This window comes from Moritella viscosa (assembly GCF_900120065.1).
Lineage (GTDB): Bacteria > Pseudomonadota > Gammaproteobacteria > Enterobacterales > Moritellaceae > Moritella > Moritella viscosa.
Genome location: NZ_FPLG01000015.1, coordinates 22,411 through 37,455 on the forward strand (window position 1 = coordinate 22,411; position 15,045 = coordinate 37,455).

Sequence of the window (15,045 nt, forward strand, 5' to 3'; positions counted from 1 at the left end):
GATGGCGAGTATGAAATTTCTGTGTGACTCTAAACGTTGTATTGAATGCAATGGTTGTGTAACCGCATGTAAGAATGAAAATGATGATGCATTACAATGGGGCATTCAACGCCGCCGTGTTGTTACCTTAAACGACGGTGAACCGGGTGAAAGTTCAATCTCTGTCGCTTGTATGCATTGTACTGATGCGCCGTGTATGGCCGTTTGTCCTGCCGATTGTTTTGAACGTACTGAAGACGGTATTGTGCGACACGATAAAGATCTGTGTATTGGTTGTGGTTATTGTTTATTTGCTTGCCCATTTGGCGCGCCGCAATTTCCAAAACAAGATGCCTTTGCTGAACGTGGGAAGATGGACAAATGTACCTTCTGTGCTGGTGGTCCAGGTGTCGAACCGGGTTCTGAAGAAGAGAAGAAAAAATACGGTGCTAACCGTATTGCTGAAGGTAAATTACCCATGTGTGCATCGCTTTGTTCTACTAAAGCATTGCTTGCTGGTGATGCTGCAAAAATCTCTGATGTTTATGCTGAACGTGTTGTTGCACGCGGTGCTAAAAACGCGGGTTGGGCAAGTACAGATGAGCTTGCTTATGATGCAAGTAAATCGCAAGAAAGCTAATTAGTTCATCGATATAGATTAGCTGTAATATAAACATAGGTAACCTGTTTAGTGATATGCAGGTGCCTATTTAGCGCTGTAGTGAGATACAGTGAGGAGATTTAATGACTAAGCGAATTCAACATTGGTTCACTCTGTTAGTGAGTGCATTAATGCTGAGCTTTACCTTGTCGGCATTTGCTAATGAAACCGCGGATAAAAATACAACGAGTGAACGCTTAGGTGAGTCAGCAGTTAAAGGTGAGCTTGCTGGTTTTGCTGGCGCTGATTATTGGCGTGCAGTACGCGATGGTCAAGAGGGCTATACGACGTCAAAATCACCGGAACACGGTGTGTTGATCAGTGTACCTGGTCAAGCTTGGTTTATTCTGAAAGAAAAGTGGATGTCGCCATTAGGTGCGTTAGCTATTTTTGGTAGTATTGGTTTAGTCGTACTGGCTTACTTTACTATTGGTCCACTAAGATTAAGTAAAGCAAGAACAGGCCGCAAGATCCAGCGCTGGAGTTTGGTCGATCGTATATTGCATTGGAGTATGGCATTTACCTTTTTAAGCCTTGCTGTGACGGGATTGACGTTGGTGTACGGTAAGCACTTTATTAAACCTATTATTCCACGTGATATTTGGGCTATGATTATTTATGGCGCGAAACAGTTCCACAATTATGTCGGGCCATTATTTGCTATTTTATTGTTTACAGTCATGGTTAAGTGGTGGCGTAAGAGCCTGTTTACCAAAGTCGATATTAACTGGTTTAAGAAAATGGGCGGCATGGCTGGCAAACATAAAGGCACGCATCCATCAGCTGATTTTTCTAACGGCGGTGAAAAAGCGCTGTTCTGGTTACTAATCTTCTGTGGCGTATTTATTATCTTCAGTGGCTTTATTCTCGATTTCCCCCTCTTTGATCAAACTCGTCGGGATATGGAGTTGTCAAACTTAGTCCATATGCTGGCGTCGTTAGTATTGATCTGCGGTTTTGTATTCCATATTTATGTCGGTCTAGTGGGTATTGAAGCATCACTAGAAGGCATGGTAACGGGTGAAGTTGATGAAACATGGGCGAAAGAGCATCATGATATTTGGTATGAAAAAGTAAAAAACTTACCAGAGAATAAACCAAGCAAAGAGTCATCAACTAAGTTAGGTGACAAACAGTAAAATTAAGACGTAATAAAGCCTGGTAAGAATTGGGAATAGTGGCGTAATGTGAGTACGCCACTATTTTATATAGCCCTATGTCATTATTAACATAGCACTAAATTAATGACCTGTAGTTACAGGTCAATGAGTGTTAAATTCGGCCTTGCAATGGGATCACGCGAACCGAATCGCCAATTTCTGCATTTGCTTGTTCAGGTAACACTTCAACTAAACAATTTGCTTCACTCATAGAACGTAGGATACCAGAGCCTTGTTGTCCGGTACTTTTCACGGTTAAACGACCATTAGCATCAAAACCAAAAATACCACGAGTATACTCAGTACGATTAGGACGAGAGCGGAAGCGCTCTGTAGCAACTGCATTGAATACTTGTGGTTGCCAATTTGTCATCCCTTGTAGCTTACGGATCGCAGGTTCAACAAATTGTAAAAACACGACCATCACTGCAACTGGATTACCTGGTAAGCCAAAAAATGGCGTGTCGTTAATTTGGCCAAATGCTAAGGGTCTACCTGGGCGCATATTGATACGCCAGAAGTTAATTTGTCCTAGCTTATCTAATACGGTTTTGATGTAATCGGCATCGCCAACAGATACGCCACCTGATGACAAGATTAAATCAGCTTGTTTACTGCTTTGCTGCAATGTTACTTCTAATGCGGCTTCGCTGTCTTCAATAATGCCCAAGTCAATCACTTCACAGCCTGCTTGGCTTAACATGGAGTGCAAAGTGTAGCGATTGGAATCGTAAATACAGTTATTCTTTTGTGTCTCACCAGGATGCTGTACTTCATCACCCGTTGAGAAGATGGCGACACGTACAGGTTTTTTAACTGTCACTTGGTTAATGCCGAGTGAGGCTATCATGCCTAACTCTGGTGCGCTGATCTTGCTACCTGCGGCTACGGCTGTTTGGCCCAATGCTAAATCTTCGCCTGCTTGACGTACATTCTGACCAGTGTTAATTGCAGCCATACTCAGATCAAAGCGCACCGTGTTGTCGATTTGCTCAGCTTGTTCGCGCATGACGACTGTATCGGCACACTCTGGAACTGCAGCACCTGTCATGATCCGTACTGCTTGGCCTTTTTCAAGTGGCAAATCGTAACAGTGTCCCGCCATTACATGCGCAACAACTTGGTAGCTTTCTGCTGTTAAATCATCACCACGGATAGCATAGCCATCCATTGCTGAATTTGTATGTTGTGGCACATTCACTGGCGAAATCACGTCATGTGCGACAATTTGACCCAAAGCTGTTTTCAAATCAACAGTCTGTGATTGCGCAAGTGGTACAATATGACCAAGAATACGGTCTCGACCCTCTGCGACAGATAACATACCTTGTGGTGTTAGGTCGCCACATTGCAACCCTTGTGGTTGATCTGGAACAAAAGTGCTTACTTTGCCTTGAATAAAGCTGATCACAAATTCGGTGATCTGCTCAAGATCGTTAATATCAAGTTGTGGTAAGTGGCTATTCGCAGGCACATTCGCTGCGATAGCAATTATATTATTGTCTGCTGGATGTAACCAAGGTTTGCCGACTTCTGTACGATGTAATTCAATTTTAGGGAAACTCAGCTTTTTAAAGCCTTCAACTAAGATCAGGTCGAGTTGAGTTTGATCCAGCTGAGCGATCAAGTGTGGTAATGTCGCTTCTTCATCGGGCGTTTCAGTTACCAAAGCACGACGACTGCGCGATGAAATGAGCATCTGGCTGGCTCCCGCTTTGCGCAGGCGGTGGCTGTCTTTTCCCGGTTGGTCGATATCAAAATCATGATGCGCATGCTTAATTACTGCAACACGAATACCACGCGCAACTAACTTAGGCAGTATTGCCTCTAACAATGTTGTTTTTCCTGTACCGCTGAATGCTGCAAAGCCGAGTAAGGGGAGTGACGCGTAGATTTTATTCATAGATGTAGACTCATTTTATGTGTCCAAACTGGTGTAATTCTGCAGGTGTATTTAAGTTTATAAAGGCGTTCGGTTGATCACTAAAGTCAACCGTGAGCATGTTGCATTGACGGTACAGTAGAATGATCTTGCGGTCACCATTCGCTAAAAAGGCTTCTAGTTTTGGTAAAATACGACGATGTAATAGTGTCACTACTGGTTGAATATGCTCACCATCATGGGCGACCACAATATCAGTATCTGCTTTACACGCTGCTGCCATACGGGCGATTAAATCGCTTGGTAGCTGTGGGCAATCACAGGGGACAAAACCAATCCACTCTGCATCGTTTAAATGTAAAATAGCAGCATGCATACCGCCTAATGGACCCTGATAACCTTGTAGCTGATCGCCAAATACAGTGCCGTATTGGCTATAAACGTTTTGATTTCGATTGGCGTTAATGGCTATCTTGTTGGTTTGTGGCGAAAGTGTATCGATGACATGCTCGATCATCGCTTTATCGGCTAATTTAACTAAACCTTTGTCATTACCGCCCATACGGCTGGCTTGTCCGCCCGCTAAAATTACCCAACTTGTTTGTTCAGCCGAAGGCATAAGTATCCTTATCTTTTTTGATGAGCTGTAGATCTGCTCGTTCAATTAATTTGCTATTGTTAATGCACCATTGACGGCGACAAAGTGCGGTAAGCGCATTTTGCTGGTGGCTGGTGATAACTAAGGTTGAACCGCGCTCGAGTAAATCATTGGCTAGCACCACCTGGCGCTCAATGGATTCTGTATCCATGCTGGCGCTTGATTCATCCATTAATAACACGCTGGGTTTGAGTACCCATGCTCTTGCCATCGCCACGCGCTGGCGTTCACCACCAGACAATACCGAAATATGTTCATTAGCGAGAGTCTCTAACCCTATCATACGTAGCGCTGTTATCGCTTCACTTCGTTGCTCTTGACGGCCTTTTCGGGTGAATTTTAATCCATAACAAACGTTATCAAGTACACTACCGTCAAACATGTAGGGTGTTTGGTGCATATAAATAACACCATTTTTGGCGTTACTTCTAAATAAACGGCGAAACCAAGTATTGCACTGTAAGTTTACTTTGCCTGTGGTTGGGCGTTGTAAACCGGATAATATTTTTAATAATGTGGTCTTACCTACGCCATTTGCACCAGTGAGATAAATGGCTTCTTGCGGACCGAACTTAAGATGAGGAATGTGAAATAGCAGACGATCTTTAAATCGAATCGAGATATCTTCTGCTTGAATAGTAATTTGTGGCACTATCTATTCCTTAGTCTAATTGGTGCGCAAGTGGGCTTTACCACGAGCGAAGGATAATAAAAAGTTAAGTCCTAGCGCAAGGAGCAATAAGACCATACCTAGGGCGACACCTTGTGCAAACGCGCCCTTTGAGCTTTCTAATGCGATCGCCGTGGGTATATTCCGCGTTGAATTTAAAATATTACCGCCAACCATCATAGAGCAACCAACTTCAGTAATAATACGACTAAATGCGGCGATAATGGCGGCAAGGAGTGGGAAACGACACTCCCACATCAAACTTAATAATGCGCGAGGTAGACTTGCACCTAAGGTTAATGCTGTTTCCCAAGCACGGCGATCGCTGTTTTGAAACGCGGCGTGCATCATGGATACTAAAATCGGAAAACAAACCATCATTTGTCCCAAGATCATCGCTTTTTGGGTAAATAGCATTTGCCAATTACCGAGAGGACCTGCACGAGACAGCATCATGTAAAGTAATAAGCCAATCACAACCGTCGGGATGGATTGACAGGTATTGAATAATGATAGCAATAACCAACGCCCTTGGAACTTTCCGTATGCGAGAGCAAATGCGATTAACAATGCAGGTATTAGTACCAACGCAATCGCCAGTAAAGATACTGAAAATGACACACCGACAATTCCCCACAGTGCCATATCGCCACTTAAAAGGAGTTGAACAGCTTGTTGGGTGGTTTGCCAAATATCCATTAAGTATCTAGGTTTCTATACGATTATGAAGACTTGGCATTCGCAACAAATAATTGCTCGCCGCTACGTTTATAACTGTTAATCATGGTTTGTGCTTTTGGATTAACTAACCAATCACTGAATATCTTTGCGCCTCGGTAATTGATATCTGGATAACGGCTTGGGTTCACTAAGATCACTTGGTATGGGTTAAATAAACGTTTATCACCTTGTACAACAATCTTAAGGTCTAGTTTATTTTGGTAAGCTAACCAAGTTCCACGGTCAGTTAACGTGTACGCTTGTAGTTCCGATGCCATGTTTAGCGTTGGTCCCATGCCTTGACCTATCGCTTTGTAGCCACCGAAATTTGGTTCCATTTTAGTTTGAGCCCACAGGCCAAGTTCTTTTTTGTTGGTGCCTGAATCATCACCACGAGAGATGAAGGTTGCGTTGTAAGATGCGATGCCAGCTAATGCTTTCACAATATCTGCTCCAGCATTGATTTTTGCTGGGTCAGCTTTTGGGCCTACAAGGACAAAATCGTTATACATGAGTTGACGTGGTAGTACACCGTAACCCGCATCGACAAATTTCGCTTCTGATTTTGCTGCGTGCGTCATGACCAAATCAACATCGCCATTTTGACCCATGCGTAGTGATTTCCCCGTACCTGCTGCAAGTACATCAACCGTATAACCCGTGTCTTTTTTGAATTCAGGTAACAAAAAATCAAGCAGTCCCGAATGATAAGTACTAGTTGTGGTAGCAAGACGGATCTTCATGTCGTCTGCGGCATTGACACCCGCAGCCGTTACAAGTGCGAATAAGGCAAGCGATGTTTGGATAAATTTCATCGGTTTTACAGTCATTAGGTCTTCCTGGCGTTAAAGCTATTTATATGAGTTAGTTGAAAAATCACCGTATTTCTCGTTATGTAGCAAATTAGATGCCAAATTAAAAATAAACCAGATAAAACGCTGGGCGTGTAAATAAGTATTTAATTTAAAAGATAAATAATATTTTAATTAAATCGATCGTAAATAAATGATTGAAACAGTTTTGACTTTGTTAGTCGATATGAGACAAAATGTCGCAACTTAAAAAATTACGGTAGTTATTTATATTTATGTCAGAATTTACTTATTCTCCCTCTTGGGCTGCGGTCTCTGTACTTGTTGTTGATGATGAACCGGGTATGCGCGCGATCTTAAAGAAAGCGTTAAGTAAAAAATTTGCCCAAGTTGATACTGCTGGCAGCATCGAAGAAGCAGAAGAACTCCGTAAGCGCTGCCATTTCGATTTACTTATTGTTGATATTAATTTACCAGGGCGCTCTGGTATTGAGTGGCACGAAGCATTTGATCCGCAAACACGTCGTAGTGATGTGATATTTATGACTGGATATGCCGATTTAGATACCGCGATTAAAGCGTTACGGGCTGGTGCTTCAGACTTTATCTTAAAACCGTTCAACCTCGAACAAATGATGCAATCGGTAAATCGGTGTATTGAACGTCGTTTAGTGGAACGTCAGAACTTTGCGCTGCAACGTGATATTGAGCGTACATTTCCTATCGATATTATCGGTGATGCCACTAAAACCTTATCAATGAAAAAACTGATAACCCAGATTGCCCCATCCATGGCCGCTGTATTAATTGAAGGTGAATCGGGTACCGGTAAAGAATTAGTGGCGCGGGCTTTACATCAACTTAGTTTACGTAATGGTCCTTTTGTACCATTAAACTGTGGTTCGATTGCACCGGACCTATTAGAAAGTGAATTGTTTGGTCATATTCAAGGCGCATTTACGGGCGCTAAAAAAAGCCGAGAAGGGCTATTTCGTGTTGCCAACGGCGGTACCTTATTCCTCGATGAGATTGGTGAAATGCCACTTGCCATGCAATCGTCGTTATTACGGGTATTAGAGCAAAAAGCGATTAGACCGGTTGGTGGTGAGCGTGAAATTCCGGTCGATGTGCGTATTGTCGCAGCTACAAATCGTAATTTAAAAGTGGAAGTGGAAGAAGGGCGTTTTCGTCAGGATCTGTATTATCGTTTAAATGTACTAACGGTGGATTTACCGCCCTTGCGTGATCGTGTTGAAGATATTCCTGCATTAGCACATCATTTTACACTTAAATTATCCAATGATTTAGGCATGAAGAGTGTCAGTTGGACACACGAAGATATACAAGCAATGCAAGCATATGACTGGCCTGGTAATATTCGTGAATTGCGGAATATGATGGAACGTTGTATTTTGCTCGGTAAACCGCCAGCTGAATATTGGCGAGAGTTGCAAGGTGATGCGGCAAGGCAGCCAAGAGCAGCTATTACACCATTTGACCAGATACGCATGGATGAAGCTAATTTAGAGAGTCCTTGTCGTTGCTCATCCGAAGTTAACGGTGATGAAGAACAATATTGTTATCCAACGACATGGACATTAAAAGAAGTTGAAAAAGCACATATCATGCAGGTAGTTGATTCTCATGAAGGGAATAAATCAGCGGCTGCACGTAAGCTTGGTGTGGCACGTAAAACGCTAGAGCGTAAATATAAAGAATGGATTGATGAAGCAGCCTTATGAAAATGAAACAATTTATACTGTTATGGATTAAGCGTTTTAGAACCATGGTACGCTATCGTTTGTTAGTGCTTACATCTGTTCCCATAGTGATTACACTGTTTGCTTTATTCGCATTGACTATGTACTGGACAGTGACCTATACATGGCAAAACGCATTAATGAACGTGAAATCGGATCTGGCTGTTGCGCATAACAGTATTGAGTTATTGCAAAAAGAACAACGGATGAAGTTGACGTCACTGTCCTCATCTTACGATTTCCAACATTTATTGCGCACAAATGAAAGCAAGTTACCGGAATGGGTTAAACGCCAAGCTGAGAATTACGCATTAGATTTTGTGGTATTACACCCAGCGTCAGCATTAGACTCGTTCCCGTTGGTGAATCAGCAATTATTACTTACCGCCAAACCACAAACGTTTTTTCAAGTACTTAATCATGATGAATTGTTGGCATTAAATAGTACGCTGCCTGCATCAGCTCAGATCCCGCTATTACGTGAAAATAAATTAGAGTATAGAGGGCTTATTAGTCGCAATTTACTCCCGATTTTTAATCATAATAATCAGCTAGAGTGGATTATTGATGGTGGTATATTACTGAATAATAGCACCCAACTGGTTGACCGTATTCGTGATCTTGTTTACAGCGATGGCACATTACCGTTAGACAGTATTGGGACTGTGACACTCTTTATGGATGATATCCGGGTTAGCACTAATGTTCCGCTTGATAGTGAGCAGCTTAATGGTCGGGCAATTGGCACCCGTGTTTCTCTAGAAGTAAAACAGCAGGTTCTCATTGGTGGAGATAATTGGGTTGGTCGGGCATTCGTTTACGATGATTGGTACATCTCTGCTTATGAACCGTTACGAGACTATGATGGTCATGTGATAGGTATGCTCTACACTGGTTATTTAGAGTGGCCATTATTGGAAACGTTTCTAACGAATATTGCTGAATTTAGCGTGGGTATTATAGCGGTATTATTACTTTCTGGTGGCTTGGTATATCGTGGCGCACGGGATTTATTTAGACCGATTGAAAAGATCCATAATGTGGTGAGAGTAGTGCCATTGGGGTTAAATCGTCGTATTGGTGATCTGGGATTATGTAAGGATCATGAACTCGCGATTTTTGGTCAGCAATTTGATTCTATGTTAGACCAGTTACAACAGCGTAATGATTTAATTAAACGGGCTTCGCTGGAACTTGAAGATAAGGTCCACAGCCGAACGCAGAGCTTACATGATAAAACCCAAGAATTAGAGCAATATATTAAGTTGCTAAATCAAACGCGTAGTAAGCTCGTGATGAGTGAAAAACTGGCAGCCCTTGGTGAATTAACTGCTGGTATTGCCCACGAGATTAACAATCCCACAGCGGTGATCCTCGGTAATGTGGAACTGTTGCAACTCGAGCTCGGAGAAGACAGTCAACGAGTTACTGAAGAGCTTGAAGCGATACATGAGCAGATTGATCGTATCCGTAACATAACTCGAAGCTTATTGCAGTATAGCCGTCAAGGTGGGGTACAAGATGAGATCACTTGGCAGCACTTAAATTTGATTGTAAAAGAAAGCTTAACTTTGGTTGGTTCAGGCACTAAATCTGCCGATGTACAGATTAAATCGCAACTTGATGCTAAATGTTGTGTGGAAGTGAACCGTCATCAACTTTTACAAGTATTAGTTAACCTGCAAATGAATGGTGTACATGCTATGGGTGATAAAGGTCTGTTGAAGATTAAAACTGAAGACTGGCATGATGATGGCGGTAATATTATTGGTGCTGTAGTACATATTAGTGATCATGGTTGTGGTATCAGTGAAGACAATCTATTGCGTATTTTTGACCCATTTTTCACAACACGTCGTAGTGGTACAGGGTTAGGTTTATCTGTGAGTCAAAGTATTATTAGCGAAGTCGGCGGCAAAATATCGGTGAAATCTGAGCTTGGTATCGGGTCGACATTCTCTATTTATTTACACGAAAAAGCCGTCGTACATAATGATTTATTACTGCCTGTTGAGGTGTATTAGCGAGATGGGTTTTATTTGTCACCGAATGAAAGGTGCAATTTTTAACAGTTTATATGGCTGATTATAAAAACTGTCATGTTACTGAAATAGAAAATACATAATTGCTTGTTAGTTTATATCGGTCTTAAATAATGATTGAGTAAATAAAGCATGAGCAAAGATACATTTGACCCAACTAAATATAATAACAGTAATAATGAACCTTTCGCAGCGGTAATGGAGAGAGAATTGTCTCGCCGCAGTATCTTAAGAGCAGGCGTGGGGATGGCTGCTGTTGGTATGTTAAGTGGGATAGGTTTAACAGGTTGTTCGAATACGACGAGCGATGAAAATTTGGCAACAAAGCTAAAATTAGGGTTCGATTCTATTTCGGGGGCTAAACTAGACGCAGTTGTTGTGCCTAAAGGTTACAGTGCACAAGTACTCGCACCTTGGGGCACACCGCTTAATGATTTTGCTCAAGAATGGCAAGCCGACGGTTCAAATACTGCGTTAGATCAAGCTAATTCACTGGGTATGCATCATGACGGCATGCATTATTTTCCGTTAAATGGTAGCTCTACCGATGGCTTATTATGTATTAATCATGAGTACATAGATCAAAAGGCATTACATCCTGCTGGACCGACTAAAGATGTGAATAGCTTACGCACAATTCTTGATGAAGTACGCAAAGAAATTAATGCGCATGGTGTTACTGTTGTGCGTATTAAGCAAACTAATGGTATTTGGGATGTAGTTAAAAATGATAGCCATAATCGTCGCTTTACAGGTGCTACTATTATGGATATTAGCGGCCCAGTTGCTGATAAGGAATTACTCGTAACGGCTTTCGCTACAGATGGCGATAAAGTACGTGGTACGCTTAATAACTGTGGTAATGGTTATACGCCATGGGGTACCTACCTGACTTGTGAAGAAAACTGGCCTGGTTATTTCGTTAATACTGGCACACAGACCGTAGATCAATTACGTATCGGCATTGACGATAAAAATACCCGTTATGGTTGGGATGATTTAGCGGGTAACGATGATGAAGTCGCTGATGAATTTAGCCGTTTTGATATTACGATTAAAGGCGTGAATGCGGCTGAAGATTATCGTAACGAAGCCAATGGTCATGGTTATATTGTCGAAATAGACCCTTATGATAATCAATCGAATGCTGTTAAACGTACCGCATTAGGACGCTTCCGCCATGAAGGTTGTGTTTTTGGCAAAGTAACTGAAGGTAAACCGATTGTCTTTTATTCTGGGCATGACTCTCGTTTTGAATATATTTATAAATTTGTTTCTGATGCGTTGTGGGCCCCTGGTGATGCCGATCGCACTGATCGTTTAACTGTGGGTGAAAAGTACATGGGTCAAGGTACTTTGTATGTAGCTCGTTTTGACGATAAAGGGGTTGGTGTATGGCTACCACTAACTATGACGGCGGAAACGAAAGAGCAAGGTGTGTTAGCTGATCACTTTGCTAACCTTGCTGAGATTATTCTAAATACAGCTGGTGCGGCGGATCTTGTTGGTGCGACGCCAATGGATCGTCCAGAATGGGCAGCCGTAGACCCTATTAATGGTGCGGTATACATGACCTTGACTAATAATACCAAACGTACAACGGAAACTAACCCTGCGAATCCAAGATTGAACAATAGCGCCGGCCATATTATTCGTTGGCAAGAAGGTGACGATGCTGAGCAATTTAGTTGGGATATTTTTGTATTTGGTGCGGCAGAAGATGGATCACCAGAAGTTAATATCTCTGGATTAGACGAGCTAAATCAGTTTGCAAGTCCAGATGGTCTCGCATTTGATTCGCGCGGTATTATGTGGATCCAAACGGATAATGGTGCACTAGAATTAACTGAATATACCAATGATCAGATGCTAGCTGTAGTACCAAGTCAACTCACTAAAGATGCTGGTGAATTAGAGACAATTAACAGTGATAATCAAACTGCATTGAAACGTTTCTTTGTCGGACCAAATGGCGCTGAAGTCACAGGTTTAGCTTTTAGTCCTGCTCAAACGGATCTGTTTTTGAATATCCAACACCCTAAAAATTGGCCGTATAGTAATGACGCGTCGATGGAAACACCGAGTAATCAAACTGTTCGACCACGTGCTGCAACCGTTATTATTCGTAAGAATGATGGTGGGGAAGTAGGGGTTTAGTTCACTACGATGAATTTTTTAGCGATTAATGGCTAATTACACCTTGTTAAGTATTGCCAGCCTTCGGGTTGGCTTTATTGTTTATAGGATATGATTTACGGTAGGATAGCGCTATAAATACTCAGAAGATAACAGCCGACAGAATATGACTAAAACTGAAAAGAAGATTGATAATACTTTATGTAAAGTGCTTACTTGTGTTTGTGAAGATGCAAAAGATGAAATTCAGGGGTTTCAATGGTTAACGCATACCGTTAATTACGCGAATTTTCCGGCATCTTTAAAAATAACTTGTGTATTTGATAACAACGCTGATATTGCTCAATTAACGGCATCGAAGCAAGACCAGCATTTGCATGAATTATTAGCTCAAGCACTTAACGCTGTTGATGTGAGATTCAAAAATATTAACAAGCAAGTGAAGTTTGATAGTGAAGAAAATTGTACTCGTGACAATGCGGGTAATTGGGTGAAGCGCTTAGGTTAATGTCCTCTCATTATTAATAAGAGGGCAAATGGCTATAATTAGTTAATTGATTTGTTCAATTACGTGCTCTTCAGCAGCCACTTTACAGCTTCGTTTTTCGGGTAATAGCAAACTTAAAATGATTGCTGTTAACCCACCGGCAGTAATTGAAGAACCAAAAATATTCTGTACTAATTGCGGCAGTTGTTTTAGTAATTCAGGCACTAAAGCAACCCCGAAACCAACCCCGAATGATACCGCCATGATTAATAATTTACGGCGGTCTAATTCTTCAGTGGCTAATATTTTGATACCTGTCGCTGCAACCATACCAAACATTACTAACGTAGCTCCGCCTAACACGGGTTTTGGAATTTGTTGTAATATCGCGCCAATCGCAGGAAACAAACCTAACAATACTAAGATACCAGCAATGAAATAACCAACGTGACGACTTGCCACTCCGGTCATTTGGATCACGCCGTTATTCTGGCTGAATGTTGTATTAGGGAAAGTATTAAAAGTGGCTGCTAGCATTGAGTTAAGGCCGTCACCCAGTATGCCGCCTTTGATTCTCGCTATGTAGCGTTTCCCTGTTATTGGCTGTTGCGAGATAATACAGTTCGCTGTTAGATCGCCGGTTGTTTCAATGGCGGTAATTAAGTAGATCAATGCGACTGGAATGAATGCCATCCAATCAAAAGCAAAACCATACTTAAATGGTACGGGAATACTGAACAGTGGTTGATCGCTGATGTCGGTAAAGGTGAACATGTCAAAACCAAGGGCAATCATCACTCCGCAGGTTAAGCCGATGATGATAGAAGATAAGCGGATCCATTGATTATTTGAATTATTGAGGAAAATAATAATCGCAAGAACGCTACCACCAAGTGCTAGATTTTCTATGTTCCCAAAGTCAGGTGCATTAAAACCACCTGCAAGATCGATCATACCTACTTTAATTAATGAGATACCGATAATAGTAATGACGATACCGGTAATTAATGGATTCAAAATACGTTCTAATTTATCAATAAACTGAGAGATAAAGATTTCTACAAATGCACCGAAGAAACAAATACCAAATATCATGGCGAGAATATCTTCGGGCCCGCCGCCATTGGCTTTAACCATAAATCCTGCGGCGAGTATTGAACTTAAAAAGGAAAAACTGGTGCCTTGTAAACAGATCATACCCGCGCCTACTGGACCAAAACGTCGAGCTTGAATAAACGTTGCGACACCTGAAACCAATAGCGCCATGCTGATCAAGTAAGGTAGTTGTTCACCTAAGCCTAATACACCGCCAATAATGAGTGTGGGTGTTATAACGCTAACAAAGCTGGCAAAGACATGCTGTATTGCAGCAAATGAAGATTCTAATACTGGGGGAATATCATCTAATTTATAAATCAGATCTGTGTGTTCATGCTGTGCATCATTACTGCTCATGAATTAATTTCCTTATTTTTCTGAGAGTCGGCATATTCATTATATGTATGCATTGATGTACAGCAAGTATCGAACCAGTGTTTACAATAAGCGTTAATATTGAATACATTCATTTTTTTGTTGCGTATCCATTTGATTTTAAAATGATTAAGTTTTCATGTCTTTTTTGTTTTAAATTTATATACAGTTTTAACTTATATTTATATACAAAGCGTGCACCAATATTGCTCTAAATTGATAATATCCTCCAAACTAGTGCATTCATATATTAGCGTTAGTTTGTAAAGAGCTAAAATTAGTATATGTTCACCGACTATGATAAAAGTTAGGACTTGTTTCAGTGAAATGTGGAGATATAAACTATGATGAAATGCGATCAGTATGACTATATTGAAATAGTGTGTATGCACAAATACCCGGTTAAGTTAACGCTTAAATCGGGTGCTGAAATATACGGTATTGGGCTCGATACGCAACGTAATGAAAATCGAGACGAATGTATTAAGATAACGGTTGATGATGTTATTCGTTTGATTGTACTCGATACGATCTTAACACTTGATGTGACAGTCGATAACCCTCATTTTCAGAGCGTGATTTTTGATTATGATTAAAGATAAAAA

General features: G+C 41.3%; 12 protein-coding genes and 1 pseudogene. 7 read left to right on the plus strand and 6 right to left on the minus strand.

The genetic code is table 11. From position 1 onward, the window contains the following. The first annotated feature begins 1 nt into the window (after position 1). Both fdh3B and BT797_RS02270 read left to right on the plus strand, forming a co-directional pair. The gene (gene fdh3B / locus BT797_RS02265; RefSeq protein WP_045109157.1) at positions 2 to 619 is read left to right on the plus strand and encodes a formate dehydrogenase FDH3 subunit beta; all 618 of its coding nucleotides are present in this window, start codon (positions 2 to 4) and stop codon (positions 617 to 619) included. A 104-nt stretch (positions 620 to 723) separates the two neighbouring features. After that, positions 724 to 1,779 (plus strand): formate dehydrogenase subunit gamma, encoded by a 1,056-nt coding sequence (locus BT797_RS02270; protein WP_075470981.1) that lies wholly within the window; start codon positions 724 to 726, stop codon positions 1,777 to 1,779. Positions 1,780 to 1,912: 133 nt separating this feature from the next. On the opposite strand, the gene BT797_RS02275 is transcribed toward BT797_RS02270, so the two are convergent. The 5 genes and pseudogenes from BT797_RS02275 to BT797_RS02295 all read right to left on the minus strand — a co-directional run bounded on the left by BT797_RS02275 (position 1,913) and on the right by BT797_RS02295 (position 6,560). Further along, a complete protein-coding gene (locus BT797_RS02275) occupies positions 1,913 to 3,703 on the minus strand; it encodes a bifunctional molybdopterin-guanine dinucleotide biosynthesis adaptor protein MobB/molybdopterin molybdotransferase MoeA (RefSeq protein WP_075470982.1) in 1,791 nt (596 codons plus the stop codon). Positions 3,704 to 3,713: 10 nt separating this feature from the next. Beyond that, positions 3,714 to 4,301 (minus strand): molybdenum cofactor guanylyltransferase MobA, encoded by a 588-nt coding sequence (mobA, locus tag BT797_RS02280; RefSeq protein ID WP_045109160.1) that lies wholly within the window; start codon positions 4,299 to 4,301, stop codon positions 3,714 to 3,716. Continuing rightward, positions 4,288 to 4,932: pseudogene (locus BT797_RS02285) on the minus strand (ATP-binding cassette domain-containing protein); the annotation flags it as partial. The gene mobA and the pseudogene BT797_RS02285, both read right to left, overlap by 14 nt. Before the next feature lie 75 nt (positions 4,933 to 5,007). Next, the gene (locus BT797_RS02290) at positions 5,008 to 5,709 is read right to left on the minus strand and encodes an ABC transporter permease (protein WP_045109162.1); all 702 of its coding nucleotides are present in this window, start codon (positions 5,707 to 5,709) and stop codon (positions 5,008 to 5,010) included. A gap of 23 nt (positions 5,710 to 5,732) precedes the next feature. Next, positions 5,733 to 6,560, minus strand: coding sequence for an ABC transporter substrate-binding protein (locus BT797_RS02295; RefSeq protein ID WP_075470983.1), 828 nt, complete (start codon positions 6,558 to 6,560; stop codon positions 5,733 to 5,735). Positions 6,561 to 6,817: 257 nt separating this feature from the next. On the opposite strand from BT797_RS02295, the gene BT797_RS02300 reads away from it, so the two are divergent. The 4 genes from BT797_RS02300 (at position 6,818) to BT797_RS02315 (ending at position 12,988) form a co-directional block, all read left to right on the plus strand. After that, positions 6,818 to 8,284 (plus strand): sigma-54-dependent transcriptional regulator, encoded by a 1,467-nt coding sequence (locus BT797_RS02300; RefSeq protein ID WP_045109164.1) that lies wholly within the window; start codon positions 6,818 to 6,820, stop codon positions 8,282 to 8,284. Between the two features lie 2 nt (positions 8,285 to 8,286). Further along, positions 8,287 to 10,326 (plus strand): sensor histidine kinase, encoded by a 2,040-nt coding sequence (locus BT797_RS02305; RefSeq protein WP_244534097.1) that lies wholly within the window; start codon positions 8,287 to 8,289, stop codon positions 10,324 to 10,326. A 150-nt stretch (positions 10,327 to 10,476) separates the two neighbouring features. After that, a complete protein-coding gene (locus BT797_RS02310; protein ID WP_045109166.1) occupies positions 10,477 to 12,501 on the plus strand; it encodes a PhoX family protein in 2,025 nt (674 codons plus the stop codon). A 145-nt stretch (positions 12,502 to 12,646) separates the two neighbouring features. Continuing rightward, positions 12,647 to 12,988 (plus strand): hypothetical protein, encoded by a 342-nt coding sequence (locus tag BT797_RS02315; protein ID WP_045109167.1) that lies wholly within the window; start codon positions 12,647 to 12,649, stop codon positions 12,986 to 12,988. Between the two features lie 42 nt (positions 12,989 to 13,030). Here the strand turns inward: BT797_RS02315 and BT797_RS02320 are convergent, their stop codons facing one another. Next, complete coding sequence (locus BT797_RS02320) at positions 13,031 to 14,422, minus strand: nucleobase:cation symporter-2 family protein (RefSeq protein WP_045109168.1); 1,392 nt, start codon at positions 14,420 to 14,422, stop codon at positions 13,031 to 13,033. 362 nt (positions 14,423 to 14,784) lie between these two features. Between BT797_RS02320 and BT797_RS02325 the strand changes: the two genes are divergently transcribed. After that, entirely contained in the window at positions 14,785 to 15,036 is a 252-nt protein-coding gene (locus BT797_RS02325) for a Rho-binding antiterminator (RefSeq protein WP_045109169.1), read from the plus strand. The last annotated feature ends 9 nt before the right edge of the window (positions 15,037 to 15,045 follow it).